This window comes from Pseudomonas sp. 313 (assembly GCF_000316965.1).
Classification (GTDB): Bacteria; Pseudomonadota; Gammaproteobacteria; order Pseudomonadales; family Pseudomonadaceae; genus Chryseomonas; species Chryseomonas benzopyrenica.
Window position 1 is genome coordinate 350,740 of sequence record NZ_ANBZ01000024.1, and the last position, 24,371, is coordinate 375,110.

Here is a 24,371-nt window from a genome sequence, read left to right on the forward strand (position 1 = left end):
CCTCGCAAGAAAAGCATCAAAAAGTTTTGATGCTTTTCTGGGGGCGGCTGGCCGCGCATACCTTCGTCGAGGTAGGTAAGATGCCGGAGCCGTTTGGCCGGCAGTCGTCGCGGCCTTGCGGTAACGACCGCGAAACTCGCGCGTCCAACCTGCAGCCCCCTTCCAGGAGCGTCACCGGGTAGCCCCATGTCCGTCCAGCCACCGTCCCCTTCCGCGCCCGCCACCGGCACGCGCCTGGTGATCTGCGAGCACTGCGATTCGGTGCATCGCCTCGAGCCCCTCGCGGCGGGCGAGCGGGCGCATTGCCTGCGCTGTGGCGCCTTGCTCTATCGCGCCAGCCGCCTGGACATCCAGGGTCTGCTGGCCCTGGCGATCGCTGCGGCGGTGCTGTTCGTGATCGCCAATGTCGGGCCCATCCTGCAGCTCAGCTTTCGCGGCCTGCACAGCGAGGCGACCCTGCTGGAGTCGGTGATCGCCATGAGTCGCGGCTTCGCCGGGCCCATGGCGCTGGTGGTGGCCATGACCCTGTTCGTGGTGCCGCTGCTGCAGATCGCGCTGCTGCTCTGGGTCCTCGGCTTCGCCCAGGCCGGTCGCCGCGCGCCCGGCTTCGCCACGGCCATGGTCACCCTGCATTACCTGCGGCCCTGGAGCATGATCGAGGTCTTCGTGCTCGGCGCCCTGGTGGCGGTGATCAAGCTCGCCGGGCTGCTGCACGTGGTGGTGGGCCTGGGGCTGTTCGGCATGGTCGGGCTGATGGTGGTCCTGCTGATCATCGCCAAGCGCGACCTGCATCCGCTGTGGGACGCTGTCGGGGAGCGCGAGCCGTGACCGCGCCCCAGCTGCCACCCCGCGCCGACGAACTCGGCCTCTGCCTGTGCCACGTCTGCGGCAAGGTCTGCACCGCGCCGCGCCACCACAAGGCCGGCTGCCCGCGCTGCGGCTCGGCGCTGCACCGCCGCAAGCCCAATGTCTATGCCAAGACCTGGGCCTACCTGATCGCCGCGCTGATTCTCTATATCCCGGCCAATACCCTGCCGGTGATGTTCACCGGTACCCTGGGGCGCGGCGTGGAGAGCACCATTCTCGAAGGGGTGATCGAATTCTGGGAAGGCGGCTCCTGGGGCGTCGCCCTGGTGATCTTCATCGCCAGCGTGGCGGTGCCCTCCATCAAGTTTCTGGTGCTCGGCACCCTGCTGGTGAGTTGCCAGAGACACAGCGACTGGGCGATGGCTCAGCGCGCCCGGCTCTATCGCTTCGTCGAACTGATCGGCTACTGGTCGATGCTCGATGTGATCGTGGTGGCCCTGGTCTCGGCGCTGGTGCACTTCGGTGCCCTGAGTTCGGCGGCGCCGCGCCTGGGTATCGTGTTCTTTGGTTTCGTGGTGGTGCTGACGATGCTCGCCGCGATGAGTTTCGATCCCCGCTTGATCTGGGATGCAGAGGTGAACGATGACGGACAGGCATGAACCCGACGCCCTGGCGCCTACCCCCGAGGTACGCCGCAGTCGCTGGAGCGTATCGCTGATCTGGCTGGTGCCCATCGTGGCGGCTCTGATCGGGCTGTCCATGGTGATCCACAGCTGGGCCTCGCGCGGACCGACCATCACGGTGACCTTTCTCACCGCCGAAGGCCTGGAAGCCGGCAAGACCCAGGTCAAGTACAAGAACGTGGTGATCGGCACCGTCAGCGACATCCAGCTGGCGCCGGATCGCAATCGGGTGATCACCACCATCGAACTGGAAAAGTCCGCCGAGGGCTTCGCCACCAAGGACGCGCGCTTCTGGGTGGTGCGGCCGCGCTTCGGCGTCAACGGCGTCTCCGGGGTCGACACCCTGGTGTCGGGCGCCTTCATCGGCGCCGACATCGGCGATTCCACCGAGTCCCATCGCGACTTCCGCGGCCTGGAACAGCCGCCAGCGCTGATCCACGGCGCCTCGGGCAAGAGATTCATCGTCACCGCCGACGACATCGGTTCCCTGGACGTGGGTTCACCGGTCTACTACCGGCGCATCCAGGTCGGCCGGGTGGTGTCCTTCCACCTCAACCAAGATGGCAAGGGCGTCAGCGCCCAGATCTTCGTCGATTCGCCCTACGACCGCTTCGTCACCGCCAACAGCCGCTTCTGGAACGCCAGCGGCGTCGATGTCTCGCTCAGCGCCTCCGGACTCAAGCTCAATACCCAGTCGCTGGCCACGGTGGTGGCGGGCGGCATCGCCTTCGTCACTCCGGAATGGCCCAAGGATCCCGAGGCGGCCCAGGAAGACCAGAGTTTCACCCTGTTCGACGACCAGACCAGCGCCCTGGCCCCGCCGGATGGCGAGCCCATCTATGTGCGGATGAGATTCCAGCAGTCGTTGCGTGGCCTCGCCACCGGCGCGCCGGTGGAATTCCTCGGCATGAACGTCGGCCGGGTAGTTTCCCTGACCCCCGACTACGAAGATGCCCAGGATCGCTTCTCGCTGATCGTTGGCGCGGTCATCTATCCCCAGCGGCTGGGTGATGTCGGCAAACGCATCGAGACCAAGGACCGCGACGGCAGGCTGTTCGCTGGCTGGGTGGCCCGTGGCCTACGCGCCCAGGCCCGTACCGGCAACCTCTTGACCGGACAGCTCTACATTTCCGTCGACTTCGTGCCCAACGCGCCCAAGGTGGCCTTCGATCCCCAGGCCAAGCCGCTGTCGATCCCCACCGTCACCGGCAGTTTCGATCGCTTGCAGGAGCAGATGGCCGGCATCGTCAACAAGATCGACAAGATCCCCTTCGATTCCATCGGCAAGAATCTCGACACCAGCCTGGCGCAGCTCAGCGGCACCCTCAAGCAGCTCAACGCGGGCGTCCTGCCGCAGCTGACCACCACCCTGATGGGCGTGCAGCAACTCACCGGCAGCGCCAGCCAGAGCCTGGGCGCGGATTCCCCGGTGCAGCAGAATCTGACCCAGACCCTCGAAGAGATGCAGCGCATGGCGCGCTCCCTGCGCGTGTTCGGCGACTACCTCGGCCGCCATCCGGAATCCCTGATCCGCGGTCTGGTGACCGATCCGCCGCCCAAGTTCGAACCGGGCTCCCGCGATCCCGCCAAAGGAAAATTGCAATGAAGCGCCTGACCTGCCTGGCTCTGCCCCTGCTGCTGGCCGCCTGTTCGTCCAAGGCGCCGCTCAACTACCACACCCTGACCAGTGCCGCGGAGCCCGCTGCCAACAGTCGTCCGGCCAGCTTTCGCTTCGCCCTACAGGGCGTTTCGGTGCCGCCGCAGGTGGATCAGCCGCAGCTGGTGATCCGCCAAGGCGAGGGCATCGCCCTGCTGGAAAACGAGCGCTGGATCGCCCCCCTGGCCGACGAGGTCCGCAGTGCGCTGTCCGCCGACCTGTCCCGGGACCTGGGTACCCTGGACCTGGGCGATGCCCCCCGTGGCAGCGGCGCACCGGTGCTGCGCATCAAGGTGGACCTGCAGCGCTTCGATTCGCAGCCCGGGCGTGGCGTCCAGCAGGACGCGCTCTGGACCCTGCGCCTGGCCGAGCCCGGGGGCGAGCGGGTGCTCACCTGTGGCAGCCGGATCAGCCAGCCCGCTGGCGGCTCCTATGCCGAGGTCGTCGCGGCGCATCGCCAGGCGCTGAGCGTCCTGGCCAAGCGCATCGAGCCGGTCGCCCGGGCCTTCGTGGCCGACGGCGATACGATCTGCCCGGCAGGCTGAGGCGACCGCGCCGATTGCTGGAAGTGCCCTGGCTGAGCGAAAATGGCCGCCCTTTCGCTCTGCCTCTGCCAGGAGACACCGCAATGCCCAGCCGTCGTGATCGAGCCAACGCCATCCGTGCCCTCAGCATGGATGCCGTGCAAAAGGCCAACAGTGGCCACCCCGGCGCCCCCATGGGTATGGCCGATATCGCCGAAGTGCTCTGGCACGATCAGCTCAAGCACAACCCTGGCAATCCCCGGTGGGCCGACCGTGACCGCTTCGTGCTGTCCAACGGCCACGGCTCCATGCTCATCTATTCGCTGCTGCACCTGTCCGGCTACGACCTGTCCATCGACGACCTGAAGAATTTCCGTCAACTGCACAGCAAGACCCCGGGCCACCCCGAGTACGGCTACGCCCCGGGCATCGAGACCACCACCGGTCCGCTGGGCCAGGGCATCGCCAACGCCGTGGGCTTCGCCCTGGCGGAAAAGGTCATGGCCGCCCAGTTCAACCGTGATGGCCACCAGATCGTCGACCACCATACCTACGCCTTCCTCGGCGATGGCTGCATGATGGAAGGCGTCTCCCACGAGGCCTGCTCTCTGGCCGGCACCCTGGGCCTGTCCAAGCTGATCGCCTTCTACGACGACAACGGCATCTCCATCGATGGCGAGGTCGAAGGCTGGTTCACCGATGACACCCCCAAGCGCTTCGAGAGCTACGGCTGGCAGGTGATCCGCAACGTCGACGGCCATGACGCCGACGAGATCCAGACCGCCCTGGACACCGCGCGCAAGAGCGACAAGCCCACCCTGATCTGCTGCAAGACCGTGATCGGCTACGGCGCCCCGCACAAGCAGGGCAAGGAAGAGTGCCACGGCGCGCCCCTGGGCAACGACGAGATCCAGGCCGCGCGCGAATTGCTCGGCTGGTCCCATGCGCCCTTCGATATTCCCGCCGACCTCTATGCCGACTGGAGTGCCAAGGAGCGCGGCGCCGCCGCCGAAGCCGAGTGGAACGAGCGCTTCGCCGCCTACGCCCAGGCCCATCCGCAGCTGGCCGCCGAGTTCAAGCGCCGCATGGCCGGTGACCTGCCCGCCGACTTCGCCGAGCGCGCCGCCGCCTTCATCCAGGACGTCGCCAGCAAGGGCGAGACCATCGCCAGCCGCAAGGCCAGCCAGAACGCCCTGCAGTTCTTTGGTCCGCTGCTGCCCGAGCTGCTCGGCGGTTCCGCCGACCTGGCCGGCTCCAACCTGACCCTGTGGAAGGGCGCCAAGGGCGTTACCGCCGAAGACGCCAGCGGCAACTATGTCCACTACGGCGTGCGTGAATTCGGCATGAGCGCCATCATGAACGGCGTCGCCCTGCACGGCGGCCTGGTGCCCTACGGCGCCACCTTCCTGATGTTCATGGAATACGCCCGCAACGCGGTGCGCATGTCGGCGCTGATGAAGCAGCGGGTGCTCTATGTCTTCACCCACGACTCCATTGGCCTCGGCGAAGACGGCCCCACCCACCAGCCGGTGGAGCAGCTGGCCTCGCTGCGCTACACCCCCAACCTGGACACCTGGCGTCCGGCCGACGCGGTGGAATCCGCCATCGCCTGGACCGCGGCCCTGGAGCGTCGCGACGGTCCCAGCGCGCTGATCTTCTCGCGCCAGAACCTGACCCACAGCGTGCGTGACGCCGCCACCCTGGGCAACGCCGCCCGTGGCGGCTACGTGCTCAAGGACTGCGTGGGCGAACCCGAGCTGATCCTCATCGCCACCGGCTCCGAAGTCGGCCTGGCGGTGCAGGCCCATGATCGCCTGACCGCCGAAGGTCGCCAGGTGCGCGTGGTCTCCATGCCCAGCACCAGCGTCTTCGACCGCCAGAGCCCCGAGTACCGCCAGCAGGTCCTGCCGGTGGAAGTCGGCGCGCGCATCGCCATCGAGGCCGGCATCGCCGACTTCTGGTACAAGTACGTCGGTCTCGACGGTCGTATCATCGGCATGCACACCTACGGCGAATCTGCTCCGGCGGCGGCGCTCTTCGAGCACTTCGGCTTCACCCTGGACAACGTCCTGGCGGTCGCCGGCGAGTTGCTGGAAGACTGAGTCCTGCCGCGACAAAAGAAAAAGCCACGCTGAAGCGTGGCTTTTTTATGCCCGGGATTCAGCGCCTGCTCAGGGATTCACCCGGATGCTCGGCCCTGCCAGGGTGACCCTGGCGGCCTCCAGCTGCACGAAGCTGCCGCCGGCCTTGAGGGTCAGGCGGGCGCCGGCTTCCAGGACGATCTTCTGGCCACTGTGCAGCCGAATCTCGCTGCCGGCCTCGACCAGCAGGCTGGCGTCCAGCCGCAGGTGCTGACTCTCGCCGATGTCCAGGTGGTCGTCGGCGCGCACCTCGCTGCGGCGCTCGCCCCGGGTGATGCGGTGTTCCTCGGCGTGGAATTCGCTGTAGCTGTTGCCGCGGATGCGCTCATGGCGCGCGTGGCCGATCTCGCTGCGGTGATCGTGGCCGATGCGTTCGTCCCAGTCGCGCTGGGCGTGGACATGGATCTCTTCCTGACCCCCTTGATCCTCGCTGCGCAGTTCGTTGTAGCCATTGCCGCCGGGGCTGCTGAGACTCTTGAAGGTGCTGCGGGTCTTGTCCCGGGGCAGCTCCAGCGGTGGGCGATGCTCGGCGTGGTACAGGCAGCCGATCACCAGGGGTTGGTCGGGATCCCCCTCGAGAAAGCCGACCAACACCTCCATGCCGATCCGCGGCACCGCCAGGGCGCCATGGCCGTCACCCGCCCAGCCGCTGGCGACCCGCAGCCAGCAGCTGCTGCGCTCATCGGCCTGGCCCTGGCGATCCCAGTGGAATTGCACCTTGATCCGGCCCAGGGCATCGCAATGGATGTCCTCGCCGGCCGGTCCGGTGACCACGGCGCTCTGGGCACCCAGCAGCCTGGGCCTGGGATGGCGCAGGGGCAGGCGGAAGGGCTGCGTCCAGGGCCGGGCGACAAAGCTGTTGCGATAGCCCTGGCGCCAGCCGTCGGCCGGGATGGCGTCGGCAGCGTCTTCCTCCAGGACCTGCGGCTGGCGACCCTGGTGCTGGATCTCGGTCAGCAGCCAGAGCTGATTCCAGTCGGCGCGCGGGTGCTGTTCCAGCGGCAGGAAATACCCGCTCACCAGGCTGGGCTGGTCGCTCGCCCCCTCGGCCTGAACGGCGTCCCCTCGCAGGCGCTCCAGGCGCCGGCTGCTCAGGCGCTGGCCGGTAGCGCGATCGGTGAAGCGGCCGGGAAAGCCATAGTCTTCCAGCGCGGGCTGGGCCGCGGCGTCCGCACTGCTGTGCAGGCGCAGCCGAGGTTGCAATGGGTCGTGATCGCCCAGGGTCGCGGCGCTGCTGCGGATCTGCAGGCCGACCGCCAGGCGACTGATCACGGGTTCCTCCGCCACCAGGCCGCTGCCGGGCCGATAGCGGGTGGCACCCAGCCGCGCAAAGCCGGTGGCGTCATCGCCAAACACCAGCACATGGCCGTCGCGGCGATGCTGGTGGTGAAAGTGCAGGCCCTCTTCCTCGCAGAGGCGGGTCAGAAAGGCCAGATCGCTTTCGCCGTACTGCACGCAGTAGTCGCGCGGCGGATAGCGCGTCGGCCCCAGGGCGAAGCGATAGTCGCCGTCGAGGATGCCGTGCTCCTCGAGCAGCTGCGCCAGGATCTCGGGCACGGCGAGTCCCTGGAAGATGCGGGAATTGACGCGGTGGGCCAGGCTGGCCAGGCGCGGTACCAGTTCGGCGCGATAGCGGGTCAGGCGCCGACCGGTATCGCCCTGGGCCACGGCAGCGAGCTGGCCGTGGATGCCTTGGTCACCCGGACCCAGGGCGAGAAAGGCGGGCCGCTGCAACAGCGCTTCCAGCGGCCAGTCCGGGCGCTCGCTGACCAGCTCGAGCTGGAAGCGATAGGGCTGGCCGATGGCCTCGTGGCCGTCGAAGGCGAGTACCTGGAAATCCTGGGCGACGCCGTCCAGCGTCAGGGTGAAGAGTGGGGTATTGGCTGAGCTGAACATCGCATCGCGTCCTTGCGAATCGAAAGTTCCAGTGTGCGCTACAGGGTTGCACCGGCTCAAGGGCTGAAAGCCGCATTCTAGAGCATTTTAGCAGGCAGATTCTGGCGCAGTGCCAGGCAGGGAGGCGGCGAAGAGATCCCGCGGCGGCGGCAGCGCGCCTTCCAGCTCCAGCAGGAATTGCTTGGTCGGCAGGCCGCCGCCAAAGCCGGTGAGGGCGCCGGACGCCCCTATCACCCGGTGGCAGGGCAGCACGATGGGCAAGGGATTGCGGCCATTGGCGGCGCCCACCGCGCGCATCGCCTGGGGTCGGCCGAGATGGCTGGCGAGTTGACCATAGCTCCAGGTCTGGCCGTGGGGGATCTCCGCCAGGGCCTGCCAGACCGCCAGCTGGAAGGGGGTGCCGCGCGGTGCCAGCGGCAGCTCGAACGTCTGGCGTTGGCCGGCGAAGTACTCACCGAGCTGTACGCGGGCCAGGTCGAGGATGGGGTGATCGGCGGCGCTCCAGCTGGCGTCACGCTTGGCCAGGTAGCGATTCTCGGGAAATTCCACCACGCGCAGGCCACTGTCGTCGGCGGCCAGGGTGAGCGTACCTATGGGGCTGTCCAGCAGGCAGTAGGCGATCATCGGGGCGACTCCTTGGCGAGACGGGTGGGAACGGGTTCGGCGGGGGCGTCGGCGGGCGCCTTCCAGGTGGCTTCGCGCCAGACCTGCATCACCCCGTAGGCACGCCAGGGTCGCCAGGCTTCGGCGCGGGCATACAGGGCCTTGGCGGTCAGGCGCTCGCCGGGCGGCGCCAGGCGCTTCTGCAGCACCAGGTCTTCCACCGGACAGGCATCGGGATGGGCGAGGGCGCGCAGGGCGATGTACTGGGCGGTCCAGGGCCCTATGCCCTTGAGCGCGATCCAGCGCCGGGCGAAATCGTCCAGGGTGCGGCCGGTGTCGAAGTCCACCTCGCCGGCGCGCAGCGCTCTGGCTACCGTACCCAGGGTACCGGCGCGGGCGCGGATCAGGCCGAGGCCGGTGAGGTCTTCCAGGGCCGCATCGGCCAGGGCGTCCACCGTGGGAAAGAAGTGGTGCAGACCGGCGGGTGGTCGACTGGCCTCGTGACCGGGCTCGCCCCAGGGGCGGCCGAAGCGCTTTACCACTCGGGCGGTCATGGTGGTGGCCGCCACCACGCTGACCTGCTGGCCGATGACGGCGCGCACGGCGATCTCGAAGCCGTCCCAGCCGCTGGGCAGGCGCAGGCCGGGCCGGCGCGCCACCAGTTCGGCCAGGGTTGGATCGATCGCCAGGCCCTGGGCGATGGCTTCGGGATCGGCGTCCAGATCGAACATGCGGCGGATGCGCGCCACCGCGGCCTGCAGCTCCCTAGGCGCGGCGCCGTGCAATTCCAGGCGCAGCGCCGGCGTGTCGGCGTCCCAGGCCGAGACGCGCAGCCAGCCCGGCTGCTCGGGGGTACCGATCACCCGGGCGTAGCTGTGGTCATCCAGCACCTCGACGCCGGGCAGGGCGTGGCCACGGAGGAAATCCAGCTGGGCGGCGAAGTCGTAGGGCGGACGATAGGCCAGGCGCAGGACCAGCACGGGCGAAGCCGCGGCCTGACCCTTGCGCACCTGACTGGGGGCCAGGCTGTAGGCGTCGCGAAAGGCGGTGTTGAAGCGTCTGAGACTGCCGAAGCCGGCGGCCAGGGCTACCTCGGTGATGGGCAGCCGGGTCTCGCTGAGCAATTGCTTGGCGAACAGCAGTCGGCGGGTGGTGAGCACCGCCAGGGGCGCGGCGCCCAGGCGCTCGACGAACAGCCGGCGCAACTGGCGTTCGCTGAGGTCGAGGCGGGCGGCGAGGGCGGGCAGACCGCCGTCGTCCAGGCCCTCGTCCATCAGCCGCAGGGCCCGCGCCAGGGTGGCATCGCCGCGTTGCCAGTGGCCGCTGGCGGGGGAGAGCTCCGGGCGGCATCTCAGGCAGGGGCGATAGCCCGCTGCCTCGGCGGCTGCGGCGCTGGGGTAGTAGCTGACGTTTTCCGGGCGTGGCGGTTGCGCCGGACACACCGGCCGGCAATAGATGCCGGTGGTGAGCACCGCGGTGTAGAACAGGCCGTCGAAACGCGGGTCGCGCGCCAGGCGGGCGCGTTCGAAGGCGGGAACATCGGGGAAGGCGTTCATGGCGGCAGGTTAGCACCGCCGGGGAGGGGTGACTGGCCGTTTTCGGACGGGACCGCCGAGGTAGAGAGCTGTCGCGGCCATGGGCGGGCAGGCCAATAGAGCAGCTGTGCTATCGCGGCCATGGGCCGCTCCTACAAAAGCAGCACTGCCCTGTAGGAGCGGCCGCATCGGCGGACCGCCATGGCCGCGATAAGCCGTATTACTTAGCGTCGTAGCGTGGAAAACGGCGCAGCCTTTTCCACTGGGACTTCGTCGCGCGGGACACCCTCACCCCAACCCTCTCCCAGGGGGAGAGGGGGCTGGTCGGAGCAGGAGGTTGGCTCAGAAATCCCAATCCTCATCCTCGGTACTGACCGCCTTGCCGATGACATAGGACGAACCCGAGCCGGAGAAGAAGTCGTGGTTCTCGTCGGCGCTGGGCGACAGGGCGGCCAGGATCGCCGGGCTGACGTCGGTCATGCTGCTGGGAAACAGGGCCTCGAAGCCCAGGTTCATCAGCGCCTTGTTGGCGTTGTAGTGAAGGAATTTCTTCACGTCCTCGCTCCAGCCCACGCTGTCGTAGAGGTCCTCGGTATAGGCCACCTCGTTGTCATAGAGATCCTGCAGCAGCTCGTAGGCGAAGTCCTTGACCTGCTGGCGGCGCTCCGGCGTTTCCTTGGCCAGGGCCTGCTGGAATTTGTAGCCGATGTAGTAGCCGTGCACCGCCTCGTCGCGAATGATCAGGCGGATCAGGTCGGCGGTGTTGGTCAGCTTGGCGCGGCTGGACCAGTACATCGGCAGGTAGAAGCCCGAATAGAAGAGGAAGGACTCCAGGAAGACACTGGCCACCTTGCGCAGCAGCGGGTCGTCCGCGTGGTAGCGCGCGAGGATCAGGTCGGCCTTGGTCTGCAGATAGGGATTCTCCTCGCTCCAGCGATAGGCCTCGTCCACGTCCGGCGTCGAGCAGAGGGTGGAGAAGATCGAGCTGTAGGAGCGCGCATGGACCGCTTCCATGAAGCCGATGTTGGCGATCACCGCTTCCTCGTGGGGGGTGACGGCATCGGCCAGCAGGGTCGGAGCGCCCACGGCATTCTGGATCGTGTCCAGCAGGGTCAGGCCGGTGAAGACGCGGATGGTCAGCTGCTGCTCCTTGGGCGTCAGGGTCGCCCAGGAGGGGATGTCGTTGGACAGCGGGATCTTTTCCGGCAGCCAGAAGTTGCCGGTCAGGCGATTCCATACCTCCAGGTCCTTCTCGTCCTGCAGGCGGTTCCAGTTGATGGCGTTGATGCGATTCAGGCGCGGGGCGTTCATAGCTGCATTCATGACCTTTTCCTCACAGGCTGCAGGACACGCAGCCCTGCACCTCGGTGCCTTCCAGGGCGGCCTGGCGCAGGCGGATGTAATAGAGCGTCTTGATGCCTTTCTTCCAGGCGTATATCTGCGCCCGGTTGATGTCGCGGGTGGTGGCGGTGTCGCGGAAGAACAGCGTCAGCGACAGCCCCTGGTCGACATGGCGGGTGGCCTCGGCATAGGTGTCGATGATCTTTTCCGGGCCGATCTCGTAGGCGTCCTGGTAATACTCCTGGTTGTCGTCGGCCAGGTAGGGCGCCGGGTAGTAGACGCGGCCCAGCTTGCCTTCCTTGCGGATCTCCACCTTGGCGACGATGGGGTGAATGCTCGAGGTGGAGTGGTTGATGTAGGAGATCGAGCCGGTGGGCGGGATGGCCTGGAGGTTGCGGTTGAACAGCCCGTGCTGCATCACCGAAGCCTTGAGTTCCTGCCAGTCGGCGAGGGTCGGCAGGTGGATGCCGGCCACCTCGAACAGCTCGGCGACCCGCGGGGTACGGGGGGTGAAGTCGCCCTCGGTGTACTGGTCGAAATAGGCGCCGCTGGCGTACTTGGAATCGGCGAAGCCCTGGAAGCTCTGGCCGCGTTCGATGGCCAGGCGATTGGAGGCGCGCACCGCGTGGTAGGTGACGGTGTAGAAGTACAGGTTGGTGAAATCCAGGCCTTCCGCCGAGCCGTAGTGGATGTGCTCGCGGGCCAGGTAGCCGTGCAGGTTCATCTGGCCCAGGCCGATGGCGTGGGAGGCGGCGTTGCCGGCGGCCACCGAGGGCACGCAGCGGATGTCGCTCATCTCCGAGACCGCGGTTAGGCCGCGGATGGCGGTTTCCACGGTGCGGCCCAGGTCCGGCGAATCCATGGTTCGGGCGATGTTCAGCGAGCCCAGGTTGCAGGAGATGTCCTGGCCGATGTGCGCGTAGCCCAGGTCTTCGTCGAAGCGGCTGGGGGTGTTGACCTGGAGGATCTCCGAGCAGAGGTTGCTCATGTTGATGCGCCCGGCAATGGGATTGGCGCGATTCACCGTGTCTTCGAACATCAGGTACGGGTAGCCGGATTCGAACTGGATCTCCGCCAGGGTCTGGAAGAACTCCCGGGCGTTGATCTTGCGCTTGCGGATGCGCGCATCGGCGACCATCTCCGCGTATTTCTCGCTGACGCTGATGTCGGCGAAGGGCACGGCATAGACCCGTTCCACGTCATAGGGCGAGAACAGGTACATGTCGGCATTGCGCTTGGCCAGCTCGAAGGTGATGTCCGGGATGACCACGCCGAGGGACAGGGTCTTGATGCGGATCTTCTCGTCGGCGTTCTCGCGCTTGGTGTCGAGGAACCTGAGGATGTCCGGGTGGTGGGCATTGAGATAGACGGCCCCGGCGCCCTGGCGCGACCCCAGCTGGTTGGCGTAGGAGAAGGCGTCTTCCAGGAGCTTCATGATCGGGATGATGCCGGAGGACTGGTTCTCGATACGCTTGATCGGCGCCCCGACCTCGCGCACGTTGCTCAGCAGGAAGGCCACGCCGCCGCCGCGCTTGGAGAGCTGCAGCGCCGAATTCACCGCGCGGCCGATGGACTCCATGTTGTCTTCGATACGCAGCAGGAAGCAGGACACCAGCTCGCCACGCTGGCGCTTGCCGGCGTTGAGAAAGGTCGGGGTGGCCGGTTGGAAGCGCCCGCTGATCATCTCGTCCACCAGGGACTCGGCCAGGCGTTCGTCACCGCGCGCCAGGCTCAGGGCGACCATGCACACCCGGTCTTCGTAGCGTTCCAGGTAGCGCTGGCCGTCGAAGGTCTTGAGGGTGTAGCTGGTGTAGTACTTGAAGGCGCCGAGAAAGCTCTGGAAACGGAATTTGTAGGCATAGGCGCGCTCGAACAGCGCCTTGACGAAGGCCGGGGTGTACTGCTCCAGTACCGCCGCCTCGTAGTAGCCCTTGTCCACCAGGTAGCCGAGTTTCTCGTCCAGGTTATGGAAGAACACCGTGTTCTGGTTGACGTGCTGGAGGAAGTACTGCCGCGCCGCCTGGCGGTCCTTGTCGAGCTGCAGCTCGCCATTGGGACCATAGAGATTGAGCATGGCGTTAAGTGCGTGATAGTCCGCGTCGCTGCCGGTCGGGGTCAGGCCTGACGTTGCCAAAAGTCGTTCACTCCCGTGCGCACTCGGTCGACGTCTTCCGTCGTGCCGAGCAATTCGAATTGGTAGAGCAAGGGCACCGCGCATTTCTGGGCGACGATGCGTCCACCCAGGCAGTAGCCCTCGCCGAAGTTGGTGTTGCCGGCGGCGATGACGCCGCGGATCAGGGCCCGGTTGTGCGGATCGTTGAGAAAGTGGATCACCGGCTTGGGCACCGCGCCCTTGCTGCCGCCGCCGCCATAGGTCGGCAAGATCAGGATGTAGGGCTCGCGGGCCTTGAGCGGTTCGGCGGCGGGATCCTGGGGAATGCGCCGCGCCGGCAGACCGAGTTTCTCGACGAATCTGTGGGTGTTCTCCGAGGTGCTGGAGAAATACAGCAGCTCACCCATGGCCCTGGCCTCAGGCCACCAGCTGACCGAGCTTGTCCGGGCGGAAACCGGCCCAGTGGTCGTCACCGGCCACCACCACCGGCACCTGGCGATAGCCCAGGGACTCCACGGTCTGGCGCGCCTGGGCATCCTGCTCGATATCCACCACCTCATAGGTGATCCCCTGACGGTCCAGGGCGCGATAGGTGGCGTTGCATTGCACGCAGGCAGGCTTGCTGTAGATGGTGATGGTCATGGCTGACTCCTGTCCTCAGTGTGGCGAACTCAAGGGAAAAAGCCTGACGCCAGCCGGCGTTTGCCGTGGCGGCACGGGTCTTCTCGTTGGAGCTCGTCTTGGGTCTCAAGTTCGGTCCAGATACTACATATGGTGTTTTGCAATTTCTACAGCACAACAAGTAGGGTTTTTGATCCAGGTCATGGCTCTGCTCTATCAGCTTTCGATGACCGTTTCTGCTAGGGCATCGCAGGCCGGCCGGTAGTCCTGCTTCCCTGGGAGCTACCTCTATCTGTTCACGGCAGACAACGCTCCGACCCGGATACCGCAGGACGCCCAAGCCAGACGGTGGAATTTTTCTGCCTCTGCCAAGGAGGGCGCTTTTTTGTAGTGAGAAAGGCCGGTGGGCTACCCTGGCGACTCCCATTCGTCGTCGAACAGCCGCATAATCGGCCTTTCGCTTGCGCCCGAGTCCGTTCACGCATGAGTTCCGCTCGCTATCGCCTCGCTCTCAACGGCTACGGTCGCATCGGTCGTTGCGTGTTGCGTGCGTTGCACGAGCGCGGCGCGGCTACCGAGCTCGCCATCGTCGCCCTCAACGACCTGGCCGACCGGCCCAGCCTGGAATACCTCACCCGCTTCGATTCCACCCATGGCCGCTTTCCCGGCCGGGTCGCGCTAGAGGGTGAGCGCCTGCGCATCGGCGACCAAGCCCTAGAAATCCGCCGCGAGGCCGAACCCGAGCGGGTCGACTGGGCGGCGCTGGACGTCGATCTGGTGCTGGAATGCTCCGGTGCCTTCAGTACCCGCGCCGAGGCCGGGCGCTTTCTGGCCGCCGGTGCGCCGCGGGTGCTGTTCTCCCAGCCCATGGTCAGCGAGACCGACGTGGACGCCACCGTGGTCTACGGCGTCAACCAGCTGAGCCTGCGCGGCGACGAGACGCTGGTCTCGAATGCCTCCTGCACTACCAACTGCAGTGTCCCGGTGCTGAAACTTTTGCACGAGACCCTGGGTCTGGAGTACGTCTCCATCACCACGATCCACTCGGCCATGAACGACCAGCCCGTGATCGACGCCTACCATGCCGAAGATCTGCGGCGGACGCGTTCGGCGTTCCAGTCGATCATCCCGGTGGCGACCGGCCTGGCGCGGGGCATCGAACGCCTGCTGCCGGAGCTCGGCGGGCGCATCCAGGCCCGCGCCGTGCGTGTGCCCACGGTCAATGTCTCCTGCCTGGACATCACCTGCATCGTCCGCCAGGACACCACCGCGCCGGCGCTCAACACCCTGCTGCGTGACGCCGCCCAGAGCGGCCCCCTGGCCGGGCTGATCGACTACACCGAGTTGCCCCACGCCTCCTGCGATTTCAACCACGATCCCCATTCCGCCATCGTCGATGGCAGCCAGACCCGCGTTTCCGGCCCCCGGCTGGTCAACCTGCTGGTCTGGTTCGACAACGAATGGGGCTTCGCCAACCGCATGCTCGACGTCGCCGGCCATTGGCTGCGCATCGCCAAGCCCACCTGAAACAAGCACAACTAAGGGATTGCCTGTATGTCCGTGTTGAAAATGAGCGACCTCGATCTGAAGGGTAAGCGCGTCCTGATTCGCGAAGACCTCAACGTTCCGGTGAAGGAAGGCCAGATCAAGAGCGATGCCCGCCTGGTCGCCGCCCTGCCGACCCTCAAGCTGGCCCTGGAAAAGGGTGCCGCGGTGATCGTCTGCTCGCACCTGGGCCGTCCCACCGAAGGCGAATTCAGCGAAGAGAACAGTCTGGCGCCGGTCGCCGCCTACCTGAGCAAGGCCCTGGGCCGCGAGGTACCGCTGGTGAAGGACTACCTGGACGGCGTCCAGGTCGAGCCGGGTCAGCTGGTGCTGCTGGAGAACGTGCGCTTCAACAAGGGCGAGAAAAAGAACGCCGATGAGCTGGCGAAGCAATACGCCGCCCTGTGCGACGTCTTCGTCATGGATGCCTTCGGCACCGCCCACCGCGCCGAGGGCTCGACCCATGGCGTGGCCAAGTTCGCCAAGGTCGCCGCGGCCGGTCCGCTGCTGGCTGGCGAGCTGGACGCCCTGGGCAAGGCGCTGGGCAATCCCGCCCGCCCGATGGCCGCCATCGTCGCCGGCTCCAAGGTCTCCACCAAGCTGGACGTGCTCAATTCCCTGGCGCAGATCTGCGACCAGCTGATCGTCGGCGGCGGCATCGCCAACACCTTCCTGGCCGCGGCCGGCTACAAGGTCGGCAAGTCGCTGTACGAAGCCGATCTGGTGGACACCGCCAAGGCCATCGCCGCCAAGGTCAGCGTGCCGCTGCCGGTGGACGTGGTGGTCGCCAAGGAGTTCGCCGAGACCGCCGAAGCCGTCACCAAGTCCATCAACGACGTGGCCGACGACGACATGATCCTCGACATCGGCCCGGTCAGCGCCCAGCAATTCGCCGACCTGCTGAAATCGGCCAAGACCATCCTCTGGAACGGTCCGGTGGGCGTCTTCGAATTCGATCAGTTCGGCGAAGGCACCCGCACCCTGGCCCAGGCCATCGCCGACAGCGACGCCTTCTCCATTGCCGGCGGTGGCGACACCCTGGCCGCCATCGACAAGTACGGCATCGGTGAGAAGGTCTCCTATATCTCCACCGGTGGCGGCGCCTTCCTCGAATTCGTCGAGGGTAAGGTCCTGCCGGCCGTCGAAGTCCTCCAGCAACGCGCCCAGGAGTAATCGCCATGCGTACGCCGCTGCTCGTGTGTTCCGCTGTATTCGTGCTGGCCGGTTGCGCCGGTGGCAATGCCGACAAGGCCTGCGCGGTGTTCGCGCCGCCCCCTGCGGCGGCCGCCACGCCCACGGCGCAGAACGGCGAGCGCGTCGATACGCTCACCGGTAACGCCAACGCTGGTCGTCCCACCAGCGGCTGCGCCCAGTGAAGGGGCGTACCTTCGCCCTCGGTCTGCTGGGTCTCGCCCTGTTGGCCGGCTGTGCCGGCCGCGGTGCGCCGCAGACCGGCGGCTGGACGCACTGGGTCTGCGATTCCAAGGCGGCCTTCGACTGGCGCTATGTGGATCGCAGCCAGTCCATCGTCGACCTCAAGCTGGAAGGCGATGGCCTGATCCGTCATCTCAACCGCGAACCGGCCACCGATGGCCAGTCCTATACCGATGGGCTGGTGGCTTTCCATATTCGTGGCGACCAGGGGCTCGTCTACTGGATCGCCAACAACGACCTCATCGGCCGCGGCTGCCGGACGCCTTGAACCGGCGAATGTCAGCTGAACCGATTAATCCACAGCGGCCAGGGGTCGGCCGCTTGAACCCTGCCAGCCGCTCATGCAGGCTGGCGCCACCACCGCCTTTGTAGGGAGATAATCACCAATGGCACTCGTCAGCATGCGTCAGCTGCTGGATCACGCCGCCGAATTCGGCTACGGCGTCCCGGCCTTCAACGTCAACAACCTCGAGCAGATGCGCGCCATCATGGAAGCCGCCGACAAGACCGATTCGCCGGTCATCGTTCAGGCCTCCGCCGGTGCCCGCAGGTACGCCGGCGCTCCCTTCCTGCGGCACCTGATCCTGGCCGCGGTGGAAGAATTCCCGCACATCCCCGTGGTCATGCACCAGGACCACGGCACCACCCCCGACATCTGCCAGCGCTCCATCCAGCTGGGCTTCTCCTCGGTGATGATGGACGGCTCGCTGATGGCCGATGGCAAGACACCGTCCGACTACGACTACAACGTGCGCGTCACCCAGCAGACCGTGGCCTTCGCCCATGCCTGCGGCGTGTCCGTGGAAGGCGAGCTGGGTTGCCTGGGCAGCCTGGAAACCGGCATGGCCGGTGAAGAAGACGGCGTGGGCGCCGAAGGTACCCTGGATCACAGCCAGCTGCTGACCGATCCGGAAGAGGCCGCCCAGTTCGTCAAGGCCACCAAGGTCGACGCCCTGGCCATCGCCATCGGCACCAGCCACGGCGCCTACAAATTCACCAAGCCGCCGACCGGGGATACCCTGTCGATCCAGCGCATCAAGGAAATCCATGCGCGCATCCCGGACACCCACCTGGTCATGCACGGCTCCAGCTCGGTGCCCCAGGAGTGGCTGAAGATCATCAACGAGTACGGTGGCGACATCAAGGAAACCTACGGCGTGCCGGTCGAAGAGATCGTCGAAGGCATCAAGTACGGCGTCCGCAAGGTCAATATCGACACCGACCTGCGTCTGGCGTCCACCGGTGCCATCCGCGAGTTCATGGCCAAGAACCGTAGCGAGTTCGATCCGCGCAAATACCTGGCCAAGACCGTGACCGCCATGCGCGAAGTCTGCATCGCCCGTTACGAAGCCTTCGGCACCGCCGGCCAGGCCTCCAAGATCAAGCCGATCTCCCTGGATGCCATGTTCGAGCGCTATGCCCGCGGCGAACTGGATCCCAAGGTCAACTGATCCGGGATGTAGAAAAGGCCCCGCAAGGGGCCTTTTTTTATGCCTGTCGATCGCTTGGAGTCCGAACGGTGGCGCGTTACCCCTTACCGCTCGGTTGCGGTCAGGACCTCTTCCATCCACGCCACCATGCCTGCGCCGTCCATGCCCAGGCAGACCGTTACCAGCGGATTGCCGGACCAGCGCCCGTCCAGGTAGGCGCGACCCTCGGGCGCGAAGAAGGTCTGGCCTTCCGCCAGGCCTTCGGTACCAACGCTGAGATGGCCGCGCGCGGTGTGGAACAGTTCGGGGCGCCGTAGGTAGGCGAGGGCGCAGCTGTCATGGGGATGGCAGCCATCGATGTCCTTCACGCTGCGGTAGAAGTCCGCATAGAAGTCATAGCTGCGGGCGAGTACCTCACCGAGGGCGCCCTGGCGCGCCGCGATGCGCTGCAGGCGGGGCGGGTCGAGGACGGCGCGGTGGGTAGCGTCGAGGCCGACCAGGGTCAGCGGCCAGGGAGCGGCAAAGACCCGCGCCGCGGCATGGGGGTCGGAAAAGATGTTGGCTTCGGCCACCGGCGTGACGTTGCCCGGCTCGACGATGGCGCCGCCCATCACCACCACCTCGCGGACGCGCTCGGCGACCGTGGGATCCAGCGCCAGGGCGAGGGCCAGGTTACCCAGCGGCCCGACCGCCACCAGGATGATCTCACCCGGTCGCAAGCGGGTCTGCTCGACGATGAAGCGTGCGGCGTCCAGGGCGTGGGGCACCTGGCGCGGCGCGGGGAGCTGCTGATTGCCCAGGCCATCCTGGCCATGCACGTGCAGGGCATGGTTACCGGCCGGCTTGACCAGGGGTTCGGCGACACCGGCGGCGACGGGCGTGTCCCGGCCCGCCAGCTCGGTGAGCAGCAGGGCGTTACGGGTCGCCGTGCTGACCGGCACGTTGCCGAAGGTCGTGGTCAGGCCGATCACCTCGAAGGCGGGATCGGCAAACAGCAGGGCGATGGCCTGGGCGTCGTCCACGCCAGGATCGGTATCGAAGATGATGGGAAGGGACAAGAGGCTTTCTCCGGCTCAGATCTCTTCCCAGGCTACCCGAGGGGCAGCGCCTCTCGCTAGCTGGGCAGGTCCAACTCGCCCAGCGCATCCGGCTGGTTGCGAAACGCCCGGGCAAAGACTTCGCGATTGCGGGCCATGAACAGCCCCAGGTCTTCGCACTGCTTTTCGGCAAGACCGGGGACGGCCTTGTCCAGCACACTGGCGAGCGACTCGGCCAGCTCCAACATTTTATCGTGACGATCGGCTTCGGCTTTATCCATGAACAGGCGCTCCGGATCTCGGCTGCTGCGATACAACACTTCGACGGCCATGCGTCACCTCGTATTCTGTATCTGGTTATATATACAGTAGTTGGCTTGCTGCCCGATTGCAAGGGCTACCGCTCGGCGGTCAGTGCCCAACCCGTCATGGCAATTTGCCAATCGTTCGACATTTCTGCATGTCTCTTGAATTGCCTCGGGAAACTTAAGCGCGGAAGCTGGTCTTTGAGTCTGGACCAAACGGGCAGCTCTGCCCGCCTTTATCCGGATCACCTCCGGCTCACGGAACGAGACCGCCCATGCCTGCCATCTTTATCCGTCCGCTTATTGCCGCACGTGGCCTGCCTGGGTCGACCGAGGTGCGGGCGTGAGTGCGACCCTGATCATCCTGGCCATCACCGTCGCCAGCTTCCTGCTGGGGTTCCTGCGCGACCTGCTGATCGCCCGGCAATTCGGCGTGAGCTGGGAAGCCGACCTGATCTTTGTCGCGCTCATCCTGCCGGTGTTCTTCGAGAGCTTCTTCGGTCTCGCCCTGCGCGATGCCATGATTCCCTATCTGCAACGCATCCGTGACCGCTGCAACGCCCAGTACGAGCAGGTCGGTCGCTGGCTGTACTGGCGCATTGGCCTGTTCGGCCTGTTGCTGTCGGTGATCGGTGTCCTCGCCAGTCCCTGGCTGATGCATGCCCTGGCTCCGGGCTGGAGCGATGAGCAGGTCGAGACCGGCAAGCTGGTCTTTGCCGTCGGCACCCTGCTGATCTGCGTGCAGGCCATCCTCTATTGCCAGGGCGCGCTGCTCAACCTGGATCGCATCTTCATCCTGCCGATGACCCGGACGCTGATGCTCAATCTGGGCGCCATCCTGGCCATCGTCATCCTGCAGCCGAGTGGCATCGCGCTGTTCACCGGCATGCTGTTGCCCCAGGTGCTGCTGATCGTCATCCAGCACCGGCGGCTGGGCTATCTCAGCCAGCGCTCGGTCGCCTTCGAGAAGCCCGAGGGCAGTCCCTTCGCCGTGACCTTCGCGCCGGTGCTGCTCGCCGCCGGCGCCCAGCAGGGCTGCATGCTGGCGGAGCGCTTCTTCGCCTCGCTGCTGGCCGAGGGCAATATCACCATGCTGTCCTTCTCCTACCGCATCGTGACCATTCCGCTGACGCTCTATGCGCTGTCCATCCTGGCGATGATCTTTCCCGAGCTGACCCGCAGCTGGAACGAGGGCAATGCGGACAAGTACAGCGCGCTGATGCGCAAGGCGCTGCTCGGCACCCTGCTGTTCCTGGTGCCGGCCTCGGTGGTGCTGTTCAGCTATTCGGAGCCGGTGGTCAAGGTGCTGCTGGAGCGCGGAGCCTTTGGCGCCGAGCAGAGCGCGGCGACCGCGACCCTGGTAGTGGCCTATGCCCTGGGTCTGCCCTGGATGGGGCTGGCCCTGCTGTGGGGCCGGGCCCTGCTGTCCCAGCAGCGCGCCAAGACCTTCCTCTATGCCACCCTGGCCAGTTCCTTCATCACCGTGGCCCTGGATGCCGCGCTCTATCAGCCGTTCGGCGCCCAGGGGCTGGCCTATTCCTTTACCACCGGCGCCTTCCTGCAGGCCGTGTTCATGGCGCTGGCACTCTATCGTCATTCCCTCGCCGGGCTGCACCTGTCGCTGCTGCTGCGCTGGTTGGGCGCCGGCTGCGCCGTGGCCCTGCTGAGTGTGCTGTTGCCTAAGCCTGTCGGTCTGCTGGAGCTGATCGTCAGCATCAGCGTGGCGATGCTGGGCCTTCTACTGCTGTTGCTGGTCCTGGGCGAACGTGATCTGTTCCGCCGCGGCTATTGGGCGCGCGGTGAGGCCAGCACGGAGCGCGCAGAACCGACGAGTTGAACGGCCGTCACTGGACGGCAAGGAAAAAGATGGCGATCTGCAGCCATTGATCGCTATCTGTTACGAAGTCATGAATTTTTGCTTTGGCTTCGAGTCGCACGGAAAGATTGATCCCAGTCAAAGAATTTCTGATGGAAGTGGTTTTTCCATTTGCAAGAGATCGGACACGTCGTTGGGATCGGCACTTCGCATGGTGGCTTTGCTCGCTACCGACATTCTCTTTGAAAGGAATCGATCCTATGTCTTCCCAATCCCCTGTCACCCGTATCGGCATCGTCGGTACCGGCATGATCTCGCGCTGCCTGGCCCGGCTCATCAGTCGTCACTATGACGACATGACCGTGACCCGCGTGCTGACCCGCCGGCCCATCGCCACGGTTACCGACTATCCGCTGACCGAGGCGCTCACCCAGTCGGTGGCGGATCTCATCGATCATTGCGACCTGCTGGTGGAGTGCAGCGGCGATCCCTACCACGGCACCGAGATCATCGAGCGCGCCTTCGAGGCCGGCATCAAGGTGGTCACCATCAATGCCGAGCTGCAGGTGACGACGGGCTCCTACCTGGCGGGCAAGGGCTTTCTCACCGAGGCCGAGGGCGACCAGCCGGGTTCGCTGGCGGCGCTGCACGAAGAAGCGGTGCAGATGGGCTTCAAGCCGCTGGTCTACGGCAACATGAAGGGCTATCTGAACCACAACCCGACCCCGGAAGACATGGCCTACTGGTCCGCGCGCCAGGGCACCAGCGTCGACCAGACCACCTCCTTCACCGATGGCACCAAGGTGCAGATCGAGCAGGTGGTGGTCGGCAACAACTATGGCGCCACCATCACCCGCCAGGGGCTGGAGGGCCTGAATTCGACCAATCTGCAGGACAGCGCGAACATCCTGGCGCAGATGGCCGAGCAACTGGGTCAACCCATCGTCGACTACGTGATCCCGAGCGGCTATTCCGCCGGTGGCGTCTTCGTCGTCGGTCGCCATGACGAAGACCAGGCCGGCGCCATCGAATACTTCAAACTGGGCAAGGGGCCGTACTATGTCCTGGTACGCCCCTTCCACCTCTGCTCCCTGGAAGTCGGCAAGACCCTGCGTCGCGTGATCGCCGGTGGCAAGATCCTGCTCAACAACTCCACCACGCCGACCCTGAGCGTGGCCGCCATCATGAAGAAGCCCATGGCGGCTGGCGACATCATCGAGCGCGGCATCGGTGGCTACAGCGTGCGCGGCGAAGCCGTGAAGATCGCCGAGTGCCCGGATCACCTGCCGATCGGTCTGCTCAAGCACAGCGTGCTCAAGCGCGCCATGGAACCCGGCCAGATCGTCACCTTCGACGACGTCGAACTGGCGCCCAGCCGCGCCCTGGACATCGTTCTGCAACAGCATCGCGAGGCGATCCATCGCCAGCTGCTGGAAACCCAGTTGAGCGAGCCGGCCTGGAACGCGGCTGCCGACTTGGCCCCGATGGCACTGCCCAAGGCGGTCGGGGCGGTCCTGTCCTGATTCCGCTGACGCGGAAAGCGAAGGGGCCCTGAGGGCCCCTTTTTCATTGCCCGTCGGTGGCGGCGGCGCGGAGGCGAGCGACGGTCGCGGGCAGTTCATCCATGTGGGCGATCAGGGCGGTCACGCCCAGGGCGCTCAAGGTGTCGCCGTGGTTCGGCGGAATATGGCTGGCACCGGTGAAGCCGATGACCCGCATGCCGGCGGCCAGGGCCGCACGCGCGCCGGTGGCGCTGTCTTCGATCACCAGGCAGCGCTCCGGCGCAACGCCCAGGGTCTTGGCCGCGAGCAGGTAGACATCCGGCGCCGGCTTGGGCTGGGCCACCATGTCGGCGCTGAAGACATGGCCCGCCACCCGATCCACCAGGTCCGCCCGGCGCACCGAGGATTCAACGCTGTGCCTGAGGCTGTTGGAGGCCACCGCCAACGGTAGATCAATGCTTTCCAGGGCACGTTTCACCCCGGGAATGGGTTCGACGCTGCTGGCGATCAGGGTCTCGGCCTGGGCGCGCAGCTCGCTGAACAGCGTGGGCGGCAGGGTGATGCCGAAGCGCTGTTCGACCAGGGCGAAGATGTCCCGGGTGGTCAGGCCGAAGGTGCCGTGCAGCAGGGCTTCGAGTTCGTCACGCGGTGCGTGGGCGGCCAGACCGTCGAGGACGACGCGTTCGGCGAGGATTTCGCTGTCGACCAGTACGCCATCGCAATCGCTGATTAGCAGTTCCACAGGGGTAAGGTTCATCGGTATTCCTTGCAGGGGGATTTCACGGTCGGGGCAGTGGATCTCGTGCCCTTCGACAGCTGTGGCGGGAAGCGCAAAGGCAGGCGTGGCGGTGATTCCGGGGTGCTGCCCAGGCGGTCGAAAACAGGCTTGTCGGTGCCTTTCGAAGCGGCGTAAAACGCGCTTTGTCCAAAACGAATTCGGCCTCCGGAGGGTAATCGCTTTCCAGAAAAATATGGCGTAGAGTTCGAGAACTGTGTTTGCTTGGGTCGCCGTCGATCGTGACCTGAGGCGGTAGGCTCTTCGTCCACCCCTTGCTGCTCGATTCTTGTTACTCCTTGCAACTCAGTACCAGGCGTTTGGTCTATGCAACGCACTGCCGCGCCAGCACGTGTCAATAACAAACCCGTTATTCCAAGGAGCAACACCCGTCATGTCGAATCGTCAGAACGGCACCGTCAAGTGGTTCAACGAAACCAAAGGCTACGGCTTCATTACTCCCGAAAGCGGTCCGGACGTGTTCGTGCACTTCCGCGCCATCGAAGGCACTGGTTTCAAGACCCTGGCTGAAGGCCAGAAGGTCAGCTTCGAAGTCGTGCAAGGCCAGAAGGGCATGCAGGCAGAGCGCGTACAGGTCATCTGACA

General features: G+C 65.9%; 23 protein-coding genes. 13 read left to right on the forward strand and 10 right to left on the reverse strand.

Features of this window, described 5'->3' with window-relative positions; all coding sequences use genetic code 11:
• Positions 1 to 186: 186 nt before the first annotated feature.
• The 5 genes from C722_RS0105005 to tkt all read left to right on the forward strand — a co-directional run bounded on the left by C722_RS0105005 (position 187) and on the right by tkt (position 5,773).
• Positions 187 to 828, forward strand: a complete 642-nt coding sequence (locus tag C722_RS0105005; RefSeq protein ID WP_017639459.1) for a paraquat-inducible protein A — start codon at positions 187 to 189, stop codon at positions 826 to 828.
• On the forward strand, positions 825 to 1,466 hold the full coding sequence (locus C722_RS0105010; protein WP_017639460.1) for a paraquat-inducible protein A: 642 nt from the start codon (positions 825 to 827) through the stop codon (positions 1,464 to 1,466). The genes C722_RS0105005 and C722_RS0105010 overlap by 4 nt, the downstream gene beginning before the upstream one ends.
• Positions 1,450 to 3,096, forward strand: coding sequence for an intermembrane transport protein PqiB (locus C722_RS0105015; RefSeq protein WP_017639461.1), 1,647 nt, complete (start codon positions 1,450 to 1,452; stop codon positions 3,094 to 3,096). The genes C722_RS0105010 and C722_RS0105015 overlap by 17 nt, the downstream gene beginning before the upstream one ends.
• Positions 3,093 to 3,692 (forward strand): membrane integrity-associated transporter subunit PqiC, encoded by a 600-nt coding sequence (locus C722_RS0105020; RefSeq protein ID WP_017639462.1) that lies wholly within the window; start codon positions 3,093 to 3,095, stop codon positions 3,690 to 3,692. Before C722_RS0105015 ends, C722_RS0105020 begins: the two co-directional genes overlap by 4 nt.
• Positions 3,693 to 3,775: 83 nt before the next feature.
• Entirely contained in the window at positions 3,776 to 5,773 is a 1,998-nt protein-coding gene (tkt, locus tag C722_RS0105025) for a transketolase (RefSeq protein WP_017639463.1), read from the forward strand.
• A 69-nt stretch (positions 5,774 to 5,842) separates the two neighbouring features.
• Here tkt and C722_RS0105030 read toward each other — a convergent pair whose 3' ends face one another.
• From C722_RS0105030 to nrdH, 7 genes are all read right to left on the reverse strand, one after another.
• Positions 5,843 to 7,708, reverse strand: a complete 1,866-nt coding sequence (locus C722_RS0105030; RefSeq protein ID WP_017639464.1) for a type VI secretion system tip protein VgrG — start codon at positions 7,706 to 7,708, stop codon at positions 5,843 to 5,845.
• Between the two features lie 87 nt (positions 7,709 to 7,795).
• Positions 7,796 to 8,332 (reverse strand): methylated-DNA--[protein]-cysteine S-methyltransferase, encoded by a 537-nt coding sequence (locus tag C722_RS0105035; protein ID WP_017639465.1) that lies wholly within the window; start codon positions 8,330 to 8,332, stop codon positions 7,796 to 7,798.
• Entirely contained in the window at positions 8,329 to 9,867 is a 1,539-nt protein-coding gene (locus C722_RS0105040; RefSeq protein ID WP_017639466.1) for a DNA-3-methyladenine glycosylase 2, read from the reverse strand. Before C722_RS0105040 ends, C722_RS0105035 begins: the two co-directional genes overlap by 4 nt.
• A gap of 321 nt (positions 9,868 to 10,188) precedes the next feature.
• Entirely contained in the window at positions 10,189 to 11,169 is a 981-nt protein-coding gene (nrdF, locus tag C722_RS0105045) for a class 1b ribonucleoside-diphosphate reductase subunit beta (protein ID WP_305366737.1), read from the reverse strand.
• 10 nt (positions 11,170 to 11,179) lie between these two features.
• Positions 11,180 to 13,321 carry a class 1b ribonucleoside-diphosphate reductase subunit alpha gene (gene nrdE / locus C722_RS0105050; RefSeq protein WP_081594573.1) on the reverse strand — a complete coding sequence of 714 codons (2,142 nt, stop codon included), beginning with the start codon at positions 13,319 to 13,321 and terminating at the stop codon, positions 11,180 to 11,182.
• Positions 13,303 to 13,707 (reverse strand): class Ib ribonucleoside-diphosphate reductase assembly flavoprotein NrdI, encoded by a 405-nt coding sequence (gene nrdI, locus C722_RS0105055; RefSeq protein ID WP_017639469.1) that lies wholly within the window; start codon positions 13,705 to 13,707, stop codon positions 13,303 to 13,305. Before nrdI ends, nrdE begins: the two co-directional genes overlap by 19 nt.
• Before the next feature lie 10 nt (positions 13,708 to 13,717).
• Positions 13,718 to 13,942, reverse strand: a complete 225-nt coding sequence (gene nrdH, locus C722_RS0105060; RefSeq protein ID WP_017639470.1) for a glutaredoxin-like protein NrdH — start codon at positions 13,940 to 13,942, stop codon at positions 13,718 to 13,720.
• Positions 13,943 to 14,404: 462 nt separating this feature from the next.
• Between nrdH and epd the strand changes: the two genes are divergently transcribed.
• The 5 genes from epd (at position 14,405) to fba (ending at position 18,351) form a co-directional block, all read left to right on the forward strand.
• On the forward strand, positions 14,405 to 15,448 hold the full coding sequence (gene epd, locus C722_RS0105065; protein WP_017639471.1) for an erythrose-4-phosphate dehydrogenase: 1,044 nt from the start codon (positions 14,405 to 14,407) through the stop codon (positions 15,446 to 15,448).
• A gap of 27 nt (positions 15,449 to 15,475) precedes the next feature.
• The gene (locus C722_RS0105070; protein WP_017639472.1) at positions 15,476 to 16,639 is read left to right on the forward strand and encodes a phosphoglycerate kinase; all 1,164 of its coding nucleotides are present in this window, start codon (positions 15,476 to 15,478) and stop codon (positions 16,637 to 16,639) included.
• A 5-nt stretch (positions 16,640 to 16,644) separates the two neighbouring features.
• Positions 16,645 to 16,842, forward strand: coding sequence for a hypothetical protein (locus C722_RS0105075; protein WP_017639473.1), 198 nt, complete (start codon positions 16,645 to 16,647; stop codon positions 16,840 to 16,842).
• Positions 16,839 to 17,168, forward strand: a complete 330-nt coding sequence (locus tag C722_RS0105080; protein WP_017639474.1) for an MliC family protein — start codon at positions 16,839 to 16,841, stop codon at positions 17,166 to 17,168. The genes C722_RS0105075 and C722_RS0105080 overlap by 4 nt, the downstream gene beginning before the upstream one ends.
• Positions 17,169 to 17,286: 118 nt before the next feature.
• Positions 17,287 to 18,351, forward strand: a complete 1,065-nt coding sequence (gene fba / locus C722_RS0105085; RefSeq protein ID WP_017639475.1) for a class II fructose-bisphosphate aldolase — start codon at positions 17,287 to 17,289, stop codon at positions 18,349 to 18,351.
• Between the two features lie 83 nt (positions 18,352 to 18,434).
• On the opposite strand, the gene C722_RS0105090 is transcribed toward fba, so the two are convergent.
• Both C722_RS0105090 and C722_RS0105095 read right to left on the reverse strand, forming a co-directional pair.
• Positions 18,435 to 19,388: a nucleoside hydrolase gene (locus tag C722_RS0105090; protein ID WP_017639476.1), complete on the reverse strand. Its 954-nt coding sequence runs from the start codon at positions 19,386 to 19,388 to the stop codon at positions 18,435 to 18,437.
• Between the two features lie 56 nt (positions 19,389 to 19,444).
• On the reverse strand, positions 19,445 to 19,699 hold the full coding sequence (locus C722_RS0105095) for a YebG family protein (RefSeq protein ID WP_007161283.1): 255 nt from the start codon (positions 19,697 to 19,699) through the stop codon (positions 19,445 to 19,447).
• 316 nt (positions 19,700 to 20,015) lie between these two features.
• Here C722_RS0105095 and C722_RS0105100 point away from each other — a divergent pair, with 316 nt between their 5' ends.
• The gene (locus C722_RS0105100; RefSeq protein WP_017639477.1) at positions 20,016 to 21,509 is read left to right on the forward strand and encodes a lipid II flippase MurJ; all 1,494 of its coding nucleotides are present in this window, start codon (positions 20,016 to 20,018) and stop codon (positions 21,507 to 21,509) included.
• Between the two features lie 287 nt (positions 21,510 to 21,796).
• Complete coding sequence (locus C722_RS0105105; protein WP_173148743.1) at positions 21,797 to 23,011, forward strand: NAD(P)-dependent oxidoreductase; 1,215 nt, start codon at positions 21,797 to 21,799, stop codon at positions 23,009 to 23,011.
• Positions 23,012 to 23,054: 43 nt separating this feature from the next.
• Here C722_RS0105105 and C722_RS0105110 read toward each other — a convergent pair whose 3' ends face one another.
• Positions 23,055 to 23,747, reverse strand: a complete 693-nt coding sequence (locus C722_RS0105110) for an HAD-IA family hydrolase (protein ID WP_017639479.1) — start codon at positions 23,745 to 23,747, stop codon at positions 23,055 to 23,057.
• 412 nt (positions 23,748 to 24,159) lie between these two features.
• Here C722_RS0105110 and C722_RS0105115 point away from each other — a divergent pair, with 412 nt between their 5' ends.
• Positions 24,160 to 24,369 carry a cold-shock protein gene (locus tag C722_RS0105115; RefSeq protein WP_017639480.1) on the forward strand — a complete coding sequence of 70 codons (210 nt, stop codon included), beginning with the start codon at positions 24,160 to 24,162 and terminating at the stop codon, positions 24,367 to 24,369.
• Positions 24,370 to 24,371 lie beyond the last annotated feature (2 nt).

Coding starts and splice junctions, on each gene's coding strand:
- C722_RS0105030 (WP_017639464.1), bottom strand. CDS start 7,708: ATGTTCAGCTCAGCCAATACCCCACTCTTCACCCTGACGCTGGACGGC.
- C722_RS0105105 (WP_173148743.1), top strand. CDS start 21,797: ATGATCTCGCGCTGCCTGGCCCGGCTCATCAGTCGTCACTATGACGAC.
- C722_RS0105070 (WP_017639472.1), top strand. CDS start 15,476: ATGTCCGTGTTGAAAATGAGCGACCTCGATCTGAAGGGTAAGCGCGTC.
- tkt (WP_017639463.1), top strand. CDS start 3,776: ATGCCCAGCCGTCGTGATCGAGCCAACGCCATCCGTGCCCTCAGCATG.
- nrdI (WP_017639469.1), bottom strand. CDS start 13,707: ATGGGTGAGCTGCTGTATTTCTCCAGCACCTCGGAGAACACCCACAGA.
- C722_RS0105095 (WP_007161283.1), bottom strand. CDS start 19,699: ATGGCCGTCGAAGTGTTGTATCGCAGCAGCCGAGATCCGGAGCGCCTG.
- C722_RS0105035 (WP_017639465.1), bottom strand. CDS start 8,332: ATGATCGCCTACTGCCTGCTGGACAGCCCCATAGGTACGCTCACCCTG.
- nrdF (WP_305366737.1), bottom strand. CDS start 11,169: ATGAATGCAGCTATGAACGCCCCGCGCCTGAATCGCATCAACGCCATC.
- C722_RS0105115 (WP_017639480.1), top strand. CDS start 24,160: ATGTCGAATCGTCAGAACGGCACCGTCAAGTGGTTCAACGAAACCAAA.
- C722_RS0105075 (WP_017639473.1), top strand. CDS start 16,645: ATGCGTACGCCGCTGCTCGTGTGTTCCGCTGTATTCGTGCTGGCCGGT.
- C722_RS0105020 (WP_017639462.1), top strand. CDS start 3,093: ATGAAGCGCCTGACCTGCCTGGCTCTGCCCCTGCTGCTGGCCGCCTGT.
- C722_RS0105110 (WP_017639479.1), bottom strand. CDS start 23,747: ATGAACCTTACCCCTGTGGAACTGCTAATCAGCGATTGCGATGGCGTA.
- nrdH (WP_017639470.1), bottom strand. CDS start 13,942: ATGACCATCACCATCTACAGCAAGCCTGCCTGCGTGCAATGCAACGCC.
- epd (WP_017639471.1), top strand. CDS start 14,405: ATGAGTTCCGCTCGCTATCGCCTCGCTCTCAACGGCTACGGTCGCATC.
- C722_RS0105015 (WP_017639461.1), top strand. CDS start 1,450: ATGACGGACAGGCATGAACCCGACGCCCTGGCGCCTACCCCCGAGGTA.
- C722_RS0105005 (WP_017639459.1), top strand. CDS start 187: ATGTCCGTCCAGCCACCGTCCCCTTCCGCGCCCGCCACCGGCACGCGC.
- fba (WP_017639475.1), top strand. CDS start 17,287: ATGGCACTCGTCAGCATGCGTCAGCTGCTGGATCACGCCGCCGAATTC.
- C722_RS0105040 (WP_017639466.1), bottom strand. CDS start 9,867: ATGAACGCCTTCCCCGATGTTCCCGCCTTCGAACGCGCCCGCCTGGCG.